18 protein-coding genes are annotated in these 18,079 nt (G+C 71.3%); 8 read left to right on the forward strand and 10 right to left on the reverse strand.

From position 1 onward, the window contains the following. Positions 1 to 25: 25 nt before the first annotated feature. Positions 26 to 631, reverse strand: a complete 606-nt coding sequence (locus AC5L3X_RS29130; RefSeq protein ID WP_189127053.1) for a response regulator transcription factor — start codon at positions 629 to 631, stop codon at positions 26 to 28. Positions 632 to 676: 45 nt separating this feature from the next. Continuing rightward, a complete protein-coding gene (locus AC5L3X_RS29135) occupies positions 677 to 1,438 on the reverse strand; it encodes an SDR family NAD(P)-dependent oxidoreductase (RefSeq protein WP_494861153.1) in 762 nt (253 codons plus the stop codon). Between the two features lie 19 nt (positions 1,439 to 1,457). Here AC5L3X_RS29135 and AC5L3X_RS29140 point away from each other — a divergent pair, with 19 nt between their 5' ends. Beyond that, on the forward strand, positions 1,458 to 1,946 hold the full coding sequence (locus AC5L3X_RS29140; protein WP_494861155.1) for a carboxymuconolactone decarboxylase family protein: 489 nt from the start codon (positions 1,458 to 1,460) through the stop codon (positions 1,944 to 1,946). A gap of 28 nt (positions 1,947 to 1,974) precedes the next feature. On the opposite strand, the gene AC5L3X_RS29145 is transcribed toward AC5L3X_RS29140, so the two are convergent. After that, positions 1,975 to 3,012 carry a zinc-dependent alcohol dehydrogenase family protein gene (locus AC5L3X_RS29145; protein WP_494861157.1) on the reverse strand — a complete coding sequence of 346 codons (1,038 nt, stop codon included), beginning with the start codon at positions 3,010 to 3,012 and terminating at the stop codon, positions 1,975 to 1,977. Position 3,013: 1 nt separating this feature from the next. Then, entirely contained in the window at positions 3,014 to 3,844 is an 831-nt protein-coding gene (locus AC5L3X_RS29150) for a helix-turn-helix transcriptional regulator (RefSeq protein WP_494861159.1), read from the reverse strand. A gap of 102 nt (positions 3,845 to 3,946) precedes the next feature. Between AC5L3X_RS29150 and AC5L3X_RS29155 the strand changes: the two genes are divergently transcribed. The 4 genes from AC5L3X_RS29155 (at position 3,947) to AC5L3X_RS29170 (ending at position 8,937) form a co-directional block, all read left to right on the forward strand. Further along, positions 3,947 to 4,654: an SDR family oxidoreductase gene (locus AC5L3X_RS29155; RefSeq protein ID WP_494861161.1), complete on the forward strand. Its 708-nt coding sequence runs from the start codon at positions 3,947 to 3,949 to the stop codon at positions 4,652 to 4,654. 36 nt (positions 4,655 to 4,690) lie between these two features. Beyond that, complete coding sequence (locus tag AC5L3X_RS29160) at positions 4,691 to 6,100, forward strand: glutamate-cysteine ligase family protein (protein ID WP_494861163.1); 1,410 nt, start codon at positions 4,691 to 4,693, stop codon at positions 6,098 to 6,100. Between the two features lie 103 nt (positions 6,101 to 6,203). Further along, positions 6,204 to 7,196: a hypothetical protein gene (locus AC5L3X_RS29165; protein WP_494861164.1), complete on the forward strand. Its 993-nt coding sequence runs from the start codon at positions 6,204 to 6,206 to the stop codon at positions 7,194 to 7,196. 52 nt (positions 7,197 to 7,248) lie between these two features. Then, positions 7,249 to 8,937 carry an acyl-CoA dehydrogenase family protein gene (locus tag AC5L3X_RS29170; RefSeq protein WP_494861165.1) on the forward strand — a complete coding sequence of 563 codons (1,689 nt, stop codon included), beginning with the start codon at positions 7,249 to 7,251 and terminating at the stop codon, positions 8,935 to 8,937. A gap of 16 nt (positions 8,938 to 8,953) precedes the next feature. Here the strand turns inward: AC5L3X_RS29170 and AC5L3X_RS29175 are convergent, their stop codons facing one another. From AC5L3X_RS29175 to AC5L3X_RS29185, 3 genes are all read right to left on the reverse strand, one after another. After that, entirely contained in the window at positions 8,954 to 9,610 is a 657-nt protein-coding gene (locus tag AC5L3X_RS29175) for a response regulator (RefSeq protein WP_494861166.1), read from the reverse strand. Continuing rightward, the gene (locus AC5L3X_RS29180; protein ID WP_494861167.1) at positions 9,607 to 10,743 is read right to left on the reverse strand and encodes a sensor histidine kinase; all 1,137 of its coding nucleotides are present in this window, start codon (positions 10,741 to 10,743) and stop codon (positions 9,607 to 9,609) included. Before AC5L3X_RS29180 ends, AC5L3X_RS29175 begins: the two co-directional genes overlap by 4 nt. A gap of 121 nt (positions 10,744 to 10,864) precedes the next feature. Further along, the gene (locus AC5L3X_RS29185; RefSeq protein ID WP_494861168.1) at positions 10,865 to 11,239 is read right to left on the reverse strand and encodes a hypothetical protein; all 375 of its coding nucleotides are present in this window, start codon (positions 11,237 to 11,239) and stop codon (positions 10,865 to 10,867) included. Positions 11,240 to 11,806: 567 nt separating this feature from the next. Here AC5L3X_RS29185 and AC5L3X_RS29190 point away from each other — a divergent pair. Beyond that, positions 11,807 to 12,955 (forward strand): hypothetical protein, encoded by a 1,149-nt coding sequence (locus AC5L3X_RS29190; protein ID WP_494861169.1) that lies wholly within the window; start codon positions 11,807 to 11,809, stop codon positions 12,953 to 12,955. Between the two features lie 128 nt (positions 12,956 to 13,083). Continuing rightward, positions 13,084 to 13,650 carry a riboflavin biosynthesis intermediates N-glycosidase gene (gene ybiA, locus AC5L3X_RS29195; RefSeq protein WP_494861170.1) on the forward strand — a complete coding sequence of 189 codons (567 nt, stop codon included), beginning with the start codon at positions 13,084 to 13,086 and terminating at the stop codon, positions 13,648 to 13,650. Positions 13,651 to 13,743: 93 nt separating this feature from the next. On the opposite strand, the gene AC5L3X_RS29200 is transcribed toward ybiA, so the two are convergent. The 3 genes from AC5L3X_RS29200 to AC5L3X_RS29210 form a co-directional block, all read right to left on the reverse strand. Next, positions 13,744 to 14,430 (reverse strand): class I SAM-dependent methyltransferase, encoded by a 687-nt coding sequence (locus AC5L3X_RS29200; protein ID WP_494861172.1) that lies wholly within the window; start codon positions 14,428 to 14,430, stop codon positions 13,744 to 13,746. 62 nt (positions 14,431 to 14,492) lie between these two features. Beyond that, positions 14,493 to 16,880 carry a DUF4132 domain-containing protein gene (locus AC5L3X_RS29205; RefSeq protein WP_494861173.1) on the reverse strand — a complete coding sequence of 796 codons (2,388 nt, stop codon included), beginning with the start codon at positions 16,878 to 16,880 and terminating at the stop codon, positions 14,493 to 14,495. 1 nt (position 16,881) lies between these two features. Then, positions 16,882 to 17,274, reverse strand: coding sequence for a hypothetical protein (locus AC5L3X_RS29210; RefSeq protein ID WP_189127068.1), 393 nt, complete (start codon positions 17,272 to 17,274; stop codon positions 16,882 to 16,884). 148 nt (positions 17,275 to 17,422) lie between these two features. On the opposite strand from AC5L3X_RS29210, the gene AC5L3X_RS29215 reads away from it, so the two are divergent. Further along, a partial coding sequence (locus tag AC5L3X_RS29215; protein WP_494861175.1) for a crotonase/enoyl-CoA hydratase family protein occupies positions 17,423 to 18,079 on the forward strand: 657 nt, incomplete at its 3' end.

Below are 18,079 nucleotides of genomic sequence, written 5' to 3' on the forward strand. Positions count from 1 at the left end.
GCGTCGTGGGCCGGTGCCGGGCGGTTCAGATCCAGCCCGACTCGCGGGCGATGCGGATCGCGTCGATGCGGCTGCGCGCGCCGAGCTTGGCCGTACTGCGATGAAGGTAGTTTCGGACCGTTCCCTTGGACAGGAACAGCGAGGCGGCGATCTCGGACACGGACGCCCCTTCGGCGGCGGCGCCGATCACGTCCAGCTCGCGCGCCGTCAGCGGCGCGTCGGGCGGGGTCATCGCGGCGATGGCGATCTCCGAGTCGATGACCCGCTCTCCGGCGGAGACCCTGCGGATCGCGTCGGCCAGCTGGCTGGGCGGCGCGTCCTTGGCCATGAAGCCCCGTACGTGCGCGTCGAGCGCCCGCCGCAGCAGCCCCGGCGTGCCGACGCCGGTGAGGATCAGGACCCCGCAGGCGGGCAGCTTCTCGTGCAGCTCACCCGCGGCCACCAAGCCGTCCTTGCCGGGTAACCCGACGTCGATCACCGCGACGTCCGGCTGGACGGCACAGGCGGTGGCGACGATGCGATCACCGCGATCGACTTCGGCGACGACCTCGATGTCCTCCTCGTACGCCAGCAAAGCCACGATTGCCCCGCGCACCAGATGCATGTCCTCAGCGAGCAGAGTTCGGATCACGGTTGTCCTATGGTCAGCCAGCAAATCCTTGTCGGTCCTGACGCTTCACAGCAGTGTGAGGCCGCCGTCCACGGCCAGAACCTGCCCCGTCACGTAGGAAGCATGCCCAGAAAGCAGGAATATCACGACGTTGGCGATTTCCCAGGCTGTGCCCTGGCGGCCCATCGGCACCCGCACCCGCTTGCGGTGCTCCCAGTGCCGGCTCGCCTCCCGCCCGAGCGGCGTGTCGACCAGCCCCGGCGCCACCAGGTTCGCCCGGACGCCCCGCCCCGCGCCCTCCAGCGCGACGTTCCTGGCCAGCCCGACGAGCCCGGCCTTGGACGCCTCGTACGCCGGGATCAGGCTGCCCGGCCGCAGCCCCGCCACCGAGCCGATGAGGACGATCGAGGAGTCCGGCCCGAGCAGCGGCAGCGCGGCCTTGCAGACCAGGAAGTGGGCGCGCAGGTTGACCGCGAAGACCTCGTCCCACTCCCCGGCGCTCGTCCCGGCCAGCGTGAACCCGGCGCCGATGCCCGCGTTGAGCACGATCCCGTCGATCCGCCCGGCCCGGCCGGGTAGCGCCTCGCACTGCGCGGGATCGGCCAGGTCCACGGTGAGCACCTCGGCCGTCCCGCCCTCGTGCCTGATCCGGCTCGCGGTCTCGGCCGCCGAGGGCTCGTCCACGTCCGCGCAGACGACCTCCGCGCCCTCGCGGGCCGCGGTCATCGCGATGGCCCGCCCGTTGCCCACCGGAGGGTCCGGCTCGTCCGAGGGCCGGGTGCCCGCACCGACGACCAGCACCCGTCTCCCTACCAAGCGACCGCTCATATGGGGGATGCTAACGACCATGAGACCGCGTGTGCAGCCCCTGCCGCCGGAGCAGTGGGACGACTTCCAGAAGGCCAACCCCCTCAACGTCTTCACCACGCTGGCCCGCCACCCCACGCTCTACCGGGCCTGGCTCCGCTTCGGCGGCGCCCTCCTGTACGGCACGCTGCCCGCCCGCGACCGCGAGCTGGCCATCCTGCGCACCGCCCACCACCGCGGCAGCGCCTACGAGTGGGCCCAGCACGTCCGGATCGCCCGCGAGGCGGGCCTGTCCGACCAGGAGATCGAGTCCGTACGGCAGGCCGGCGCCACCTGGGAGCCGGCCGACCGCCTCGTCCTGCGGGTGGCCGACGAGCTGCACACCGGCGGAGACCTCTCCGACGCCACCTGGGCGGCCCTGTGCGAGCGCTATGACGAGCCCGGCCGGATCGAGCTGGTGATGCTGGTGGCCCACTACGACATGCTGGCCGTCGTGCTCAACACGCTCAGGGTGCGGATCGAGGACTGACCGCGGGCGCCCGCCGGGAGCGGGCCGGTCAGAGAGGGGCGCCGGGCGTGATCATCGTGACCCCCGGCACCGAGCCGATCGAGGCCAGCGCCTTGCCCGCGTCGGCCAGGCCGATCGTCCGGGTGACCAGCTCCTCTGGGTGGAGCAGCCCGGCCCTGATCATCTCCAGCATCGGCGGGTAGGCGTGCGCGGCCATCCCGTGGCTGCCGAGCAGCCGCAGCTCCTGGCCGATGACCCGGCTCATCGGGATCGGCGTCACGTCGTCGGGCAGCAGCCCCACCTGGACGTGCCGGCCCCGGCGGCGCAGGCTCTCGACGGAGGCCGCGCACGTCCGCGGGCTGCCCAGCGCGTCGATCGACACGTGCGCCCCGCCCCTGGTCAGCTCGCGTACCTGGGCGCCCGCGTCACCGGCCGAGCCGTCGACGAAGTGGGTGGCGCCGGCCTGCTCGGCCAGGCGGAGCGCGTCGGTGCTGATGTCGACGGCCACCACCCGCGCCCCGGCCGCCGAGGCGATCATGACGGCGGACAGGCCGACCCCGCCGCAGCCGTGCACGGCCACCCACTCGCCCGGCCGGACCTCACCGACCTGCGCCACGGCGCGGAAGGCGGTGGCGAAGCGGCAGCCCAGGCTCGCCGCGGTGACGTAGGACATCTCCTCGGGCACCGGGATGAGGTTGACGTCGGCGTGGTCGACGGCCACGAACTCGGCGTAGGAGCCCCAGTGGGTGAAGCCGGGCTGCGTCTGGCGTTCGCACACCTGCTGCTCGCCGGCCGCGCACGCCGCGCAGGAGCCGCAGGCGCACACGAATGGCACGGTCACCCGGGCGCCGGGCAGCCAGCCGCGCACGCCGGAGCCGACCGCCTCCACGACACCGGCCAGCTCGTGGCCGGGAACGTGCGGCAGGACGCGGACGGCGGGGTCGTGCCCCTGCCAGCCGTGCCAGTCGCTGCGGCACAGGCCGGTGGCCTCGACCCGGATCACCGCCCCGTGCGGCGAGGGGGACGGGTCGGGCAGCTCGCGCAGGTCGAGCTCCCCACCGAAGAGGTCAAAGGCAACAGCTCGCATCTCACGAGCTTAGAGTCTGTCGCCGCAGGTCGCGCAAGGCCTGGTGGGAGGCCGAGCCCGGCTCGGCGGTGTAGAGGACGAGGCGGAGGTCGTCGCGGTCGGGCACCGGCAGCACCTGGCAGATCGCGTCGACGGGCCCGACCACGGGGTGAGTGACGCGCTTGCGCTGCTGCCTGCGGACGCACACCTCGTGCCGCGCCCACACGTCGGCGAACTCCGGGCTGAGCGCGAGCATCTCCGCGACCAGCGCCTGGATCTCCGGGTCGTCGGGGTAGCAGCCCGACGCCACCCGCAGGTCGGCCACCGAGGCGCGGGCGAAGGCCCCCTTCTCCACGTCGTCGAGGATCTCGGCGATGTCGGGGGCGGCGAACACCCAGCGGATGACGTTGCGGTCGCTGGGCGGCCGGTTCTCGAGGTCGCCCAGGAGGGCGGCGGCCAGCGGATTCCAGGCCAGGATGTCGTACCTGGCGTCGAGCACGTAGGCGGGCACCTCCTCCAGGAAGGAGATCAGGTGCAGGATGCCGTCGGGCACGTCGCTCCGGCGGGCGGACGGGTCGGTGGCCTGGCCGGCCAGGTGGAACAGGTGGGTGCGCTCGTCCTGGTAGAGCAGGAGCGCCCTGGCCAGCGCGTTGAGCACCTGCCTGGACGGGTGCGGGCCCCTGCCCTGTTCCAGCCGGATGTAGTAGTCGACCGAGATGCCGGCGAGCTGGGCGACCTCCTGCCTGCGCAGCCCGGGGGTGCGCCGGCGCTCGCCCGCGGGCAGGCCGACGTGCCGCGGCGTGATCCGGTGACGCCGGGAACGCAGGAATTCGGCGAGTTCGTCACGGTTCATGCCTCCATCCTGGGCAACGGGACGGACCCGTGGGTGGTACCGCCGGTCCCAGCCTCGGCAGGTCTCTCCCGCGCTCCCGCGTACGGCGCGAAGGTGGGGGCCATGACGACGACAGCCCTCATCACGGGCGCCAACAGGGGAATCGGTTTTGAGATCGCGCGGCTGCTCGGCGAGCACGGCGTCACCGCCATCGTGGGAGCGCGCGACGAGGAGCGCGGGCGGGCCGCCGCCGAGCGCCTCGGCCAGCCGTACGTGCGGCTGGACGTGACCGACGAGACGAGCGTGCGGGCCGCCGCGAAGTGGATCGAGCGGGAGTACGGCGCGCTCGACATCCTGGTGAACAACGCCGGGATCATGGGCCGGGTGGACGAACCCGACGGCGTCAGCCGGGCGGACGCGCTGAGGGAGGTGTACGAGATCAACGTGTTCGGCGTGGTGACCGTGACCGACACGTTGCTGCCGTTGCTGCGCCGGGCGCCGGCGGCCCGGATCGTCAACCTGTCGAGCGGGCTCGCGTCGCTGGCCGACTCCCTCGATCCGGACAGCCGGTTCTACGGGCAGGACTACCTGGCCTACAACTCCTCCAAGACCGCGCTGAACATGGTCACCGTGGTCTACGCCAACGAGTTGCGGGACACCCCGATCAAGGTCAACGCCGCGGATCCCGGCTACTGCGCCACCGACATGACCGACCACAACGGCTACCGCACCGCCGAGCAGGGCGCGGCGATCGCGGTGCGGCTCGCCACGCTGGGGGCCGACGGCCCGACCGGCGCCTTCCTGCAGGACGAGGGTCCCGTGCGCTGGTGAGGTGTGGAGCCTCCCTCGCCGGACAGTAAGGGGGGCATGGGACGAGATTTGGACAAGGAGCGCTTCTCCGAGACGGAATATGCCCGCTTCGGGGAGCGGCTCGACGAGCAGTTGGGCGCGTTGCGCGAGTTGCTGGACCAGCCCGGGTTCGGCGAGGGACCCACCACCATCGGGGCGGAGCTGGAGCTGTTCCTGGTGGACGGCAAGGGGCGGCCGCTGCCCCGCAACGAGGAGGTGCGCGAGTCGCTCGACGACCCGCGCGTGGTGCTGGAGCTGGGCCGGTTCAACCTGGAGGTCAACCTGACCCCGGTGCCGCTGGCCGGGCGGCCGTTCGAGCGGCTCGGCGCGGAGATCCAGGAGACGGTGACCAAGGTCGACGCCGCGGTCGGGCGGCTGGAGGACCAGGGCGGCGCGCTGCCCATCGGCATCCTGCCGACGCTCGACACCGAGGATTTCACCCGGGAGGCGATCAGCGACCAGAACCGGTACCGGGCGATGAGCAGAGGGGTCAGGCGGCTGCGACTCGAACCGTTCCTGGTCAGGATCGAGGATCTGGAGCTGTCGGTCGAGGACGTCATCCTGGAGGCGGCCAACACCTCCTGGCAGGTGCACATCCGCACCCCGCCCGACCGGTTCGCCCGGTTGTTCAACGCCGCGCAGCTCGCCACCGGGCCGGTGCTGGCCGTCTGCGGCAACTCGCCGTACTTCCTCGGCAGGCAGTTGTGGGAGGAGACGCGGATCGCGCTGATGGAGGAGGCGGCCGACGACCGCGACGTCGAGCGGCGCTACCGCAAGGACGGGCGGGTGACGTTCGGGTCCGACTGGGTGCGCGAGGGCGCCTACGAGTTGTTCGAGAGGTACGTCCGCGACTACGACCCCATCCTGCCCGACCTGACGGACGACGCCGGCCCGCTGGACGTGCCCGAGCTGAGGTTGCACCAGGGCACGGTGTGGCAGTGGAACCGGCCCGTCTACGACCCGGCCGACGGCGGCCACCTGCGGGTCGAGATGCGCGCCCTGCCCGCCGGGCCCTCCTGCGCCGACATGACGGCCAACACGGCGTTCCTGCTCGGGCTGACCCTGGCGCAGGCCGAGCGTGACCTGACCGGTTACCGGTTCGCCGAGACGTACCAGAACTTCTACCGCGCGGCCATGCACGGACTGGACGCCAAGCTCTCCTGGCCGGGCATGGACGGCGAGTTCGAGGCCCCCGACCTGGTGCTGAAGCTGCTGCCGGAGGCGCGGGCCGCGCTGCTGGCGGCTGGGGTGGTGCCGGACGAGGTGGACAAGGCGCTCGGCGTGATCGAGGAGCGGACCCGGCTGCGCCGTACCGGGGCGGTCTGGCAGCGTGAGGCGCTGGCCCGTCTGGACGGCGACCGGAACCGCCTCGTCCGCGAGTACCGGGAGAACGCGCTGACCGGCGTTCCGGTACATCTGTGGCGTTAGTTACAACTATGGCCGCTCTTCGTCCGTCACACTGTCAAAGAGACGGAATAGCGAGGAATGTATGGCGGCTACGGGGATGGTTCCGACCGACAGTTCCCCCTTCGTGTTACGGCGAGAGACCGGCACCCTGGCCGAGGGTGCGGCCAAGCTGGCCAAGGAGCTCGGCCGTGTCACGGTCGAGACGGTGCTGGCGCGGGGCAACCGGACCGCGGTGCGCAAGGGGGGCGCGGCGGCGCTGGGCAGGATGCAGCCCAGGCCGGACGTCTGGTACGCCTTCGACAGCGCCGACCAGAACACCGCCGACTGGTATCCCCAGGGGCTCACCTGCGGCGAGGACTCGGGGACCGCGAAGGTGCCGGTGTTCGTGGTCAGCTGGTACTTCAGGCCCCGGCCACCGGTGCCGGAGCGCGGGATCAGGGTGACGTTCCTGAGCCCGAGCACCCTCAAGTACCAGCACGCGCTGCTGGTCGAGGCCAGGCCGGACGGGTCGTACCAGGCGATCGACATCCACGCGGGGGGCGTCGCCTGGTACGGCGACCTGCTCTACGTGGCCGACACCACGCGCGGACTGCGGGTGTTCGACGTGCGCAGCCTGCTCGACCTGCGCACGGCCCAGGACGACCTGGGCGATCCCCAGCGGGTCGGCCGCGCCAACGGGAAGTTCCACGCCTTCGGCTATCGCTACGTGATCCCGCAGACCGACTCCTGGCGCGTCGCGCAGCCGGGGCCGCGTTTCTCGTTCGTGTCGATCGACCGCGGCACGACGCCGCACGCGCTCATCTCCGGCGAGTACTCCGAGGCCGGCCCCAACGGCCGCGTCGCCAGGTGGGATCTGCCCCTGGACGGTGGCACGCCCAGGGATGCCCACGTCTTGGGCCATCCGAAGATCCAGGGCGCGGTCTCGAACCGCGGCAGGTGGTACCTGAGCCAGGCGGTGGACGCCGCCACCAACGGCAGGCTGCAGGTCTACAGCGCGGGCAAGCTCCTCACCCGTCAGTTCCCGATCGGGCCGGAGGACCTGACCGTGCGCGGCGCCAAGGTGTGGAGCGTCACCGAGTTCCGGAACAAGCGGGTCATCTTCGGTGTCGACCTGTGAGCGCGCTTCGTCCCTGAGGTGCCGATGGGGAAGCTATGTAACACTCGCGAGTATGGGGAGCTATCTCATCGAACCGTTCGACGGCAGCGACCGCTACGCGACCGAGCGCTACCAGGGCGCCGCCGGACGCGACTGGTGGAGCTGCGACCCGTCGCTGCGTCTGCTCATGCGCCACCACCTCGGCGACGGCTACGCCTGGGCGGAGCCGCACCTCGCGAAGCTGGGCGTCCTCATGGGCGGCCCGATCGCCCGCCACGCGGAGGAGACCGACCGCAACCCGCCCCGGCTGGAGAAGTACGACCGCTGGGGCAGGGACGTCAGCGAGGTCGTCATGCCCCCCTCCTTCCACGCGGCCCGGCAGGCGCTCATGGCCGACAACTTCACCTCGCCCGCCTTCGCCGAGCGGGCCCGCGCGCACGGCGCGAACCCCGAGGCGCTCGCCGCCGCCTGGACCTACCTGCTCGACCAGGCCGACATCGGCATGGGCTGCGCCCTCGGCACCGGTGGCGACATGGTGGTGTCGCTGGCCGAGAAGCACGCGCCCGAAGACGTCAAGGCACGGGTACGGGAGATCTTCGCCAACGGCTTCTACTCCGGCGAGGCCGCCCAGATGTTCACCGAGCGCACCGGCGGCTCCGACCTGGCCGCGCTGGAGGCGACGGCCGTCCCCGACGGCGACGCCTGGCGGCTGTCCGGTTTCAAGTGGTTCGCCTCGAACGCCAACGGGTCGGCGTTCGTCGTCCTGGCCCGCCGCGACGGCGGCGACGTGGCCCCGTTCCTGGTGCTGTGGGAGCGGCGCGACGGCTCACGCAACGCGGTGCGGATCAGGCGGCTCAAGGACAAGCTCGGCACCCGCTCCGTCGCCTCGGCGGAGGTGGAGTTCGCCGGCGCGGAGGCGTTCCTGCTGGCCGGCGAGGGTTCCGGCTCGGGGCTCGGCACGATGATGAAGCTCACCAACGCCTCCCGGCTCGGCGTGGCGATGATGGGCGTCGGTGTGGCCCGCCGCGCGCTGGTCGAGTCGCTCTGTTACGCCCGGGCCCGCGAGGCGTTCGGCCGGCCGCTGATCGAGCAGCCGCTGATGCGCCGCAAGCTGGCCGAGCTGATCGTCGAGGTCGAGGCCGCCCAGGCGATGGTCTTCGACGGCCAGATCGGGCCCAGGCTGCGCCTCGCGCCCGCCCTGATCAAGCTGCGCGCCTCCCGGCTCGGCCTCACCGCCGCCAGTGACGCGATCGAGGTACACGGCGGCAACGGCTATATCGAGCAGTGGCCGGTCGCCAGACTGCTGCGCGACGCCCAGGTCAACCCCATCTGGGAGGGCGGGGACAACATCCTCTGCCTGGATGTACGGCGGGCGATGCTCCGCGAGAACGCCCACGAGCCCTTCCTCGACCGCCTGGTCTCGGCGGTCGACCAGGCGCCCTCCGGTGATGCCGCGACCGCCGACCTGGTACGAGGACGGATCGACGACCTGCGCAAGGCGATCACCGTGTGGTCCTCACTCGACCCGGTCGTGGCCGAGGCCCGGTTGTTCCCGCTGGCCCAGCTCATGGCCGACGTCTACGCGGCGGCGCTGCTGCTGGAGCAGGCGGGCTGGGGGCTCGACGACGGCCGCAAGGCCCTGGTGGCCCGCCTCTACGCCGACGCCCACCTCGCCGACCACGGCCCGCTGCGGGGTCTCGACCGCCCGGCCGAGGACCTGGAGCGCTTCGACGAGCTGCTCGCGGGAGCCCTCCAGCTCTGAACCGGCGGATGCGCGCTCACATCGGAGGGCCCAGACCGGACTGCATGGCGAACACCACCAGTTGCGCCCGGTCACGGGCCTTCAGCTTGAGCATCGCCCGGCTGACGTGGGTGCGCACGGTCTCCGTGCTGACCACCAGCCGGGCCGCGATCTCGTCGTTGGACAGGCCGGCGGCCACCCAGGTGGTCACCTCGCGTTCGCGTTCGGTCAGGTCCTTGACGCCCGGATGCGCGATCATGGCCGGAACGCGCCGGGCGAACTGGGAGATCACACTGCGGGTGACCGACGGGGACAACAACGACTCGCCTCCGGCCACCAGGCGCACGGCGCGTAACAGCTCCTCTGGATCGGCGTCCTTGAGCACGAACCCGCTGGCGCCGTCGCGCAGCGCCTCGAACACGTACTCGTCCAGCCCGAACGTGGTCAGCATGACCACCCGCACCGACCCCAGCGCCGGATCGCCGGTGATCTCCCGGAGCGCCGACAGGCCGTCCATCTCCGGCATCCTGATGTCCATCAGCACCACATCCGGCCGCTTCTCGCGGATCACCCCCAGCCCGGCGCAGCCGTCGGCGGCCTCACCGACCAGCTCGGTGTCAGGCTCGGAGCGCAGCAGCGTCCGCACGCCGACGCGGATCAGAGCCTGGTCGTCCACGACCACGACGCGGATCATGCCCTCGCCTCCACCGGTATGCGCGCCCGGACCGAGAAACCCCCGGCGGGAAGCGGCCCAACCTCCAGTGTCCCGCCGAGCTGCTCGGCCTGGGCACGCATGCCGCGGATGCCGAGCCCTCCCTCGGCCGTCGTCCCGGTGCCGGCTCCCGTGTCGGTGATCTCGACCAGCAGGTCGGCGTCGTCGCGGCGGACCAGGACCAGGGTGGTGGCCGCTCCGGCGTGGCGCAGCACATTCGTCAGGGCCTCCCGCACGATGCGGAACGCCGCCGCCTCCACCGGACCGGCCAGGCCGAGGTCCGGCTGGACGTCCACGGTCAGCTCGACCCCGGCCGCGCGTACCCGGTCGGCCAGCTCGCCCAGGCCGTCCAGGCCGGGGCCGGGTGGCGCCGGCCCGCGGCGCGCGGGCTCGTCCCCGCGCAGCCGCTCCAGCCCCGCGCGCAGGTTGTCCAGCGACTCACGGCTGGTGGCGCGCACCGCCTCCATGGCGTGGCGGGCCTCGGCCACGTCGCGGTCGAGGACGTGCAGGGCCACTCCGGCCTGCATCGCGATGGCCGCCAGCCCGTGGCCGATGGTGTCATGCAGGTCTTGCGCCATGCGCAGCCGTTCCTCGGAGGCCACTCGCCGCGCCTGCTCCGTGCGCATCCCCGCGGCGGCCTCCCGCCGGATGCGCACGACCATCCCGGCCACCAGCGCGACCAGGGCGATGGCGACCTGGGGGAGCACGGTCACGGAGTCCTCGCCCTCCGCGACGGCCTTGGCGAACAGGGCCACCACCAGCACCCCCACGTCCGCCGCCACGACGGCCATGGCCCGACCGGCCGGCCACGCCACCCCCACGCCGTACATGGCGGCGGGCACCGTCAGCAGGATCGGGCCGTACGGGTAGCCGGCCGCCAGATAGGCCGCCACCGCCGCGCCGTTGACCGCCAGCGCCGTGCCCGGCCGGCGCCGCCCGGCCAGCGCCAGAGCCGCGATCACGATCAGTGTGTACGCCAGAGGATCCAGAGGACGGGCCGCGTCCGGCTGGTACGTCGCCGCGGGTTCCGTACCGATCAGGCCGACGGCCAGGAACGGCAAGCACAGCCACGCGTCCGCCCACCGGGCCTGCGTCCGCGCCCAGACACCGCTCACCCTCACGACTCTAACGCTCGGAGCATGTCACCACCCGTACGCGAAATCGCGTACTCGCGAACGCCGCGCCAGGGTGACGACCCGGTAGCGGCACCTTTCCCAGCATGGACGCAGGCGGCGATCAGACGCGCGTCAGGCACTTCGTCGGGAGCCAGCCGACGCCGTAGGACTTCCAGAGAATTCCCGAACCGCAGCTTGCGTATCGGCCTCCCTCCGAGTTGCCGCAGTTGAGTCCGTAGAACACATGGTTCTGATTGAAGTGTTGGAGGATCCTCGAGCTTCTGTCCTTTTCGGCGTGGACGTTGATCCCTTGCACCGGCCACACTAAGTAGTTGCAGGTCGCCAGAGGTGCAGCAGGCGTGGAGTCGGCTTCGCTGACCTGACTGTGCAAGATCGCCGTAGCCGAGGCGGGAGTTGCGGTGGCGGCGGTTCCTGCGCCGGTGAGTGCCGCAGCCAGTGTTCCGATCGCGAGCGCAATGGTGGAGCGTTTGGACATCGTGTTCCCTCTTCGTCGGTGAGCGCTGGACATCCAGGGCTCTGATCTTGAATTCCGGTAGACCGTCGGGCCTTCGAGAACCGGTATTGCCCATACTGGGATTGAGACTGCTGCCGGGTCGTCACCCGGGACGCGGCCTTCGCCGATACGCGATTCTGCGTACGGCCGGTCATCGCGACCGGGGTTTATAACGAACCCGGCTCGTTCTCCACGAGGACGCCGTGGCTGACCAGGCGTTTGAGTTGGCGCGGACGTTTTGGATGCTGTTGTGCGCCAGGGGCAGGTCGAGAGCCTCGCACAGCTCGCGAGCCCGCAGGGGACGGCCAAGGTCGGCGAAGACCGTCAGAATCTCCTGGGCGGCCGGGTTTTCGGGCACTGCGGCTGCTCTCGTTCATCTCCACTGGTCACTCGCTGGCCACGCGGGAACAGTTCGGGCGGCTCCACGCCCTTCTGGAGGAGTGAACCAGACTTCTCACCGCGTGGAAGCCTCCTCTGCGGAGACTCTCGCCCAGCCTGGGGGTGTCATCGAGGCCCCAGGGTCCTCCCCATTATGTGATCATTTGCAGCATGCGTACCACTACGGGGGTACTCGCTGCCTTGGTCATCGCGAGCGCGTGTGCGCTGGTCGCCGACACGCCACTGGACGGTGGCGGGCGAACGGCCGGTCACGCCGCCGAGCCGGCATCCCGGTGGACCCTGAGGCACACCGTCCACGGCTACGGCAGGGACGTCCCCGTGTGGCTGGTTCCCACGGCGGACGGCGGAGCGTCGCTGTTCGTCAGGAAGAGGTCGGCACTCGGCTGGTCGATGCTGCGCTGGGACGGGACCGCCTGGAAACGGGCCGGGCTGCCCGCGCAGTTCGGTAAGGCATGGGGGCTCGAAATCGGCGCCTCCCCGTCCGGGGAGACGATCTGGGCGGCCGCGAGCGTCCCCCACGGAGAGTACGACGACGTGACAGACCAGCTGTGGCGATTCTCCGACGGGCGCTGGACGCGCCGGTCATCCGGGAACGTGACGGTGAACGGAGTGATCGACATCGCCGTCGCCTCCCGGGGCGACGCCTGGTTCGTGACCGGCTTCGACCCCGAGGGCGGCGCCTCGAACGTGCTGCGCTGGAGCGAGAACGCGCTGCGTTACCAGTCGCTCCCCGCCGGCCCCATCCTGACCGGGATCAGCGCGGCGGGCCCGGACGACGTGTGGGTCGTGAACCAGCAGGAGGGGGACAGGACGTGGCACTGGAACGGCGCGTTCTGGAAGGACGTCCCCTACCCGTGCGCGATGGGGTCTCCTCATCCGCCGTGCCGCGGACGTGCTCACCTTCAACGGCTGAGCCTGGCCGTGAGACCGGACGGCCACGCGTGGGCGGTCGGCCCTCCGTGGGCGGACGGCGGCAGCCCGGTCATGCTGCACTGGGACCGCGCCCGATGGAAGCAGGTGCGCCTCGACCTGGTGAGGACGGGCTTGACCACGGTCCGAGCGGACCCGGTGGGCGGCCTGTGGATCGCAGCCCGTCCCGCCTCCAGTTCGCCCTACCTGCTCAACCTACGCGATGGCAGGTGGACCAGATTCGCCCTGCCGGAGGGCGATCCGGCCGAGTACATCACGGACATCGCGCCCGTGCCGAGTACGACGCGGCTTTGGGTCCAGACCAAGCGACAGGACCCCGCCGGCCCGCCGGGCGGCCCGGTGACCGCGCGGGTGTACGAACTCTCCTGAGAGTGAGCGGTCATCCCGATCCGGCGACAGCCGGGATGACCTGCTCCGGCCCCTGCCGTCAGCCGTGCACGATTTGCGACCAAATATCCCGTTGGTCAAGATGGGTCGCCTTATGTCACGGTGTCGGCGTGGCCGAGCAACTCCCGTGCACCGTGGGTGAGGCGATCGCCGCCGAGCAGGCGGGCCGGATCCTGCGCTATCTGTTCTTCTGGGGTCACCGGCGCGAGCGGGACGGGAACATCGGCCCGGGCTGCCTGTCGCAGTGGTGGCCCGTCCCCTTCACGGAGGACGGGCACGTCTTCGCCTCGGCTGAGCACTACATGATGGCCCACAAGGCGTGGCTGTTCGGCGACGGCGACACCGCCGCCAAGATCCTCGCGGCGGATCACCCGGGTCAGGCCAAGACTCTCGGCCGGGCAGTACGCGACTTCGACGAAGCCCTCTGGAACGCCCATCGCTTCGACATCGTGGTGCGTGGCAACCTCGCCAAATTCGGCCAGCACCCCGGCCTGCGGGAATTCCTCCTCGCGACCCGCAGGAGGGTCCTGGTGGAGGCGAGTCCGCGCGATCGGATCTGGGGCATCGGCCTGACCGCCGCCGACGAGCGCGCCGCCTCCCCGGCCCTCTGGCAGGGGCTGAACCTGCTGGGGTTCGCGCTGATGGCCGCACGCGACGCGCTGGATTCGGAGGCGTGAGCTTGTCGCCGCCTGCGTGCGTCGCGGCCGGGATCGTGATCCGCCGTACGGTGGCGCGCCGTACTGAACGGCACGTTCGCCGCAGGGCCGGTGTCAGCGGGGTACGGCCCGCACCCATCCGCGGTCGCCGCCGAGGAACTCGGAGGTCGTCAGGCCGGCCTGGTCGAGCCCGCGTTCCAGGTAGTCGTCATCGAGGCGGCGGCTGACGAAGGTGTGGGTCCAGTGCCGGTCGCCGATGGAGTATTCGGTGGTGGCTTCGAGCAGGCCGGGGCCGGGCCGGCTGAAATCTGTCATGCGGACGGTACGGCCGTCGCCGGTGGCCCGTTCGAACGGCTGGACGGTGTCGTACCACTCGGGAGGCTTGCGCTGCAGGATCACGCAGCCGTCGGCGGCGACGTGACGGCGGCAGGTGCGCAGGAACGCGGCGCGCAGGTCGTCGTCGGCGGTCTCGATGACGAAGGACATCAGCAGCACGAGGTCGAAGGTCCGTGGCAGGACCAGGGCCTGGATGGAGGAGGTGACGGTCTCGGCGCCGGTGATGTGGGCGAGCATCTCGGAGGACTCGTCGACCGCGACGACCTCGTGGCCGAGGGCGAGCAGGGGATGGGTGACGCGGCCGGCGCCGGCGCCGAGCTCCAGGATGCTCGCTCCGGGCGCGATGGCGGCGTGGATCAACTCGGGTTCGCCGTTCGCGGTGAGGGTGGCGTAGTAGTCGACCGCGCAGCCGTCCGGGGTGATCGGTCCTGGACCCGTGCCCTGATAGAGCCGTCGTTTGATCATGTTCCCATTCTGAGGTGCGGTCCGGGCGTCCGCGCGGCTGCCGCGGTCGGCCGCTCGGCGGGTCAGGGCTGGATCTGGCGGGTGATGGACGGGTCGGTGATGGTGGTGTCGGCGGCCAGCAGGAACGCCTTGGACAGGATGATCGACAGCATCCCGCCGTCCTCCTCGAAGGGCAGGAAGACCTGGTCGGCGGAGCGGCCGGGGACGATGCAGAGGTAGGCGTCGTTGGGGTCCATCAGGATGTTGCCCGAGCCGAGGTGGATCTTGTACGTACGCAGGTCGCCCCGTACCCGAAGGAACCGGTCGAGCAGTGAGCACCGGTCGGCGATGGCCAGGCGGGGGAGCAGCCGGGTCAGGGCGTCCCGGCGGATCCGGGCCGTCTCGGTCAGGTCGCCGAAGCCGTACGACTGCCAGTAGTCGCCGTGGCCCTCGGGGTCCAGGCCGGTGGAGGTGACGCCGACGGCCAGGTCGGCGTCACGCAGCGCCTCCGACAAGATGAGCGGCGGCACCTCCTCCAGCGGGACCCGTCGCCCCGCGTCGTCGGTGAAGTGCAGGTCGCCGCTGACGCAGATGGATACCGTGCCGATGTTGTCGCGCTCGAACGAGTGCTCGTCCAGGTGGAACCCCCAGTGCGCGGTCAGCCCGCCGGGAAGCTCCTTGGTGGCGTCGGCCTGGTCGGAGCCGTACTCCCAGCCCCAGTGCCCCAGCGACATCCCGGTCCAGCCGCGCCCGGTCAGCAGCGCCTTGGCCTGGCCGTACCTGAGCAGGTGGCCGGCGAACCGGCGCGAATGGTCGTGGGTCCGCTCCTCGGCGGGAGTGAGCAGGTAGACCTCGCGGAAGGCCTGCTTGAACGGCTGGCGCCGGCCCGTCTCCATGAGGTGGTCGCGCCAGGCGCGGACCTCGTCCACGGTGTGGGAGATGGGGTGCCACAGGTGGACGGGCGTGTCGGGACGCGGCTGGATCCGGCGCCCGGCCTGATCTGTCAGCTCCCATCCGCCGTCGGCCCGTACCGGCAGCCCGGCCGGGCCCTGGAGGATCTCCCAGATCAGGACGCGGCCGAACGAACCGGTGACCGGATGGTCGAGATAGAACTCGCACACGTCGCGCCAGCGCCAGACCCGCTCGGTGGCCAGGGCCCGTTCGACGCGGAAGCGTTCGGCGGGGAGGGCCTTCCTCAGCTCCTTGGCGGTCGCCCTGAACCCGGCCAGCAGCTCGCGGTCGACCGCCTTGGGGATCGTCCTGCGGCCGTCGTAGGTGATCGTTCCGTCCAGCGACAGCCGCAGACCGTCCTGGGTACGGGTGCCGTCGGAGTCCAGCCCGAAGGTGGGGACGGTGCGCTCCAGGAGCTGTTCGGGGGACAGGCCGGTCTGGGCGGCGACCGCCTCCAGGGTGCGGTCGACCTTGGACAGGATGGTCCTCTTGCGGACCTTGGCCTGCACCCGGGCCAGTTGCGCGACCACCTCCAGGCCGCCGCGCCGGGCCAGCACCCCGATCGCCGCGTTGGCCAGCATCTCGCTGCGGGCGTTGGCGCCCGAGCCGCCGATGCCGGTGCCGGTGGTCACCGCGACGTCGCCGAGCAGCGCGGTCACCCATGGCCGGTCGATCAGCTCGCAGGCCCAGACCATGCCCCGCAGCGGCACGGCGGTGCGCTCGCGCACGAAGACGGTCTCGGTCCACTCGCCGGAGCCGGTCGGATGCCGATGTGTCACCTCACGGTGTGCGACGAGCCGGGTGAGGACGTCTCTGACCAGGTCGGCGGCCTGCGGGGTCAGCAGTCCGGCGGCGCGCTTCGTCCAGCCGGCGCTGGGCCTGGCAGCGGTGGCCTTGGTGCAGTGACGGAACAGCGGCAGGATCTCAGGAGATGCGAGCAGGCCGGCGTGATCGGAGATCATCCGGGTCGCGAACTCGTCGTCCTCCCACATGATGTTGCGGATCGTCGCGCCGGGATCATCCGTTTCCGGCTCGGTCAGCAGCGTCTCGACCGGCTCGCGCAGGACCTCCCAGGCGGGCTTCCAGTACTGGGCGAACCACTTGGGCATGGAGTTCAGCACGTTGCGGCGCTCGTGGTACGGAAGGCGGGCGGTGGCGGCGAGCGGCAACCGGTACAGCTCGGCGTAGCCGGTGTGGCGCCAGGTCATCAGGCCGTTGGCCGCGGCCCACAACCGGGTGACGACGTGGCCGGGCAGGTCCGGCAGGTGGTCGATCAGGTCGCGGATGACGTCGAGCCGGCGTTGGTCGTGCTCGTGACCGCCCTTCCAGCCGAGGTTGAGCCGCATCTGCGCCCAGACGCACAGGAGCGGGAACTCTGCCTCGTCCGCCTCCTTGGCCGTGAGCTCGCCACCGGCGAACGCGGCGTCCAGCCGGTCGAAGGTCTCCTTGTGCTCGTTCGCGAGTTGGACGAAGCCGTAGTGGTTGCTGAGGGGCGAGTCGCTGAGGATGTCCCCGTCCATGTCAGCCTCCGACCAGTGGGACGAGCTTGACGAAGGACACGACCGGGTCGGTGGTCAGGTCGATCTCGGTGTCCAGGTCGTCGACCTGGCGGTCGCCGACCAGCAGCAGGAAGCCGTTGCGGGTGAACGCGGCCTCGGCGGCGTCGGCCTGCTTCTCCCAGTCGAGCCTGCGCGCGGTGCGCATCCGGTAGCCGTTCAGCTCGGCCTCGGCGTCCGTCGGCTTGACCAGGCCGCGGAAGTGCGCGGAGGGGGCGGCGTTGTGGCGGGCCACCTCCTCGCGGACGCGGAGCCGTACCAGCTCGCGGGCCGAGATCCGCTCGGGCAGGTCCGGGAGGGAGAACTCCTCCAGCGTCCGGCCGGCCGCCGTCTCATCGCGAAACGTCACTAACGCCATTGATAGCCCTGTTCTACGAAATATCGTGTGATGGCGTCATGAATAGCAGTGGTGAACGACAGAAACTCCGGCGAAGCGCCTGATCGGCCGGGGTTGATTCACGGCCACTCGCTGGGGATGCTGTGGGACCAGGCTCACGGAGGTGGCCATGACCGTACGGACCGAGCGCCGAGGACCGGTGACGACCGTCGTGATCAGCAGGCCCGAGGCCCGCAACGCGGTCGACCGCAAGACGGCCGACGGGCTGACCGACGCGTTCCGCGCGTTCGACGAGTCCGACGCCTCGGTGGCGGTGCTGTGGGGCGAGGGCGGCACGTTCTGCGCCGGCGCCGATCTCAAGACGCTCGACAACCACGTCGGCGAGGAGGGCGACGGCCCGATGGGCCCGACCAGGATGCGCCTGTCCAAGCCGGTCATCGCCGCCGTCGCCGGGCACGCGGTGGCCGGCGGCCTGGAGCTGGCGCTCTGGTGCGACCTGCGGGTGGCCGAGGAGGACGCGGTGTTCGGAGTCTTCTGCCGCCGCTGGGGCGTGCCGCTCATCGACGGCGGCACCGTACGGCTGCCGCGGCTCGTCGGCGCCTCCCGCGCGATGGACATGATCCTCACCGGCCGCCCGGTCGGCGCCCAGGAGGCCCGCGAGATGGGCCTGGCCAACCGCGTCGTGCCCACCGGTACGGCCAGGCGGCACGCCGAGGCGCTGGCCCACGAGCTGGCCCGGTTCCCGCAGACGTGCCTGCGCGGCGACCGGCTGTCCGCCCTGGAGCAGGACGGCCTCGACGAGGCCGAGGCGATCAGGAACGAGCTG

The sequence above is a fragment of the Nonomuraea sp. CX421 genome (assembly GCF_059358955.1).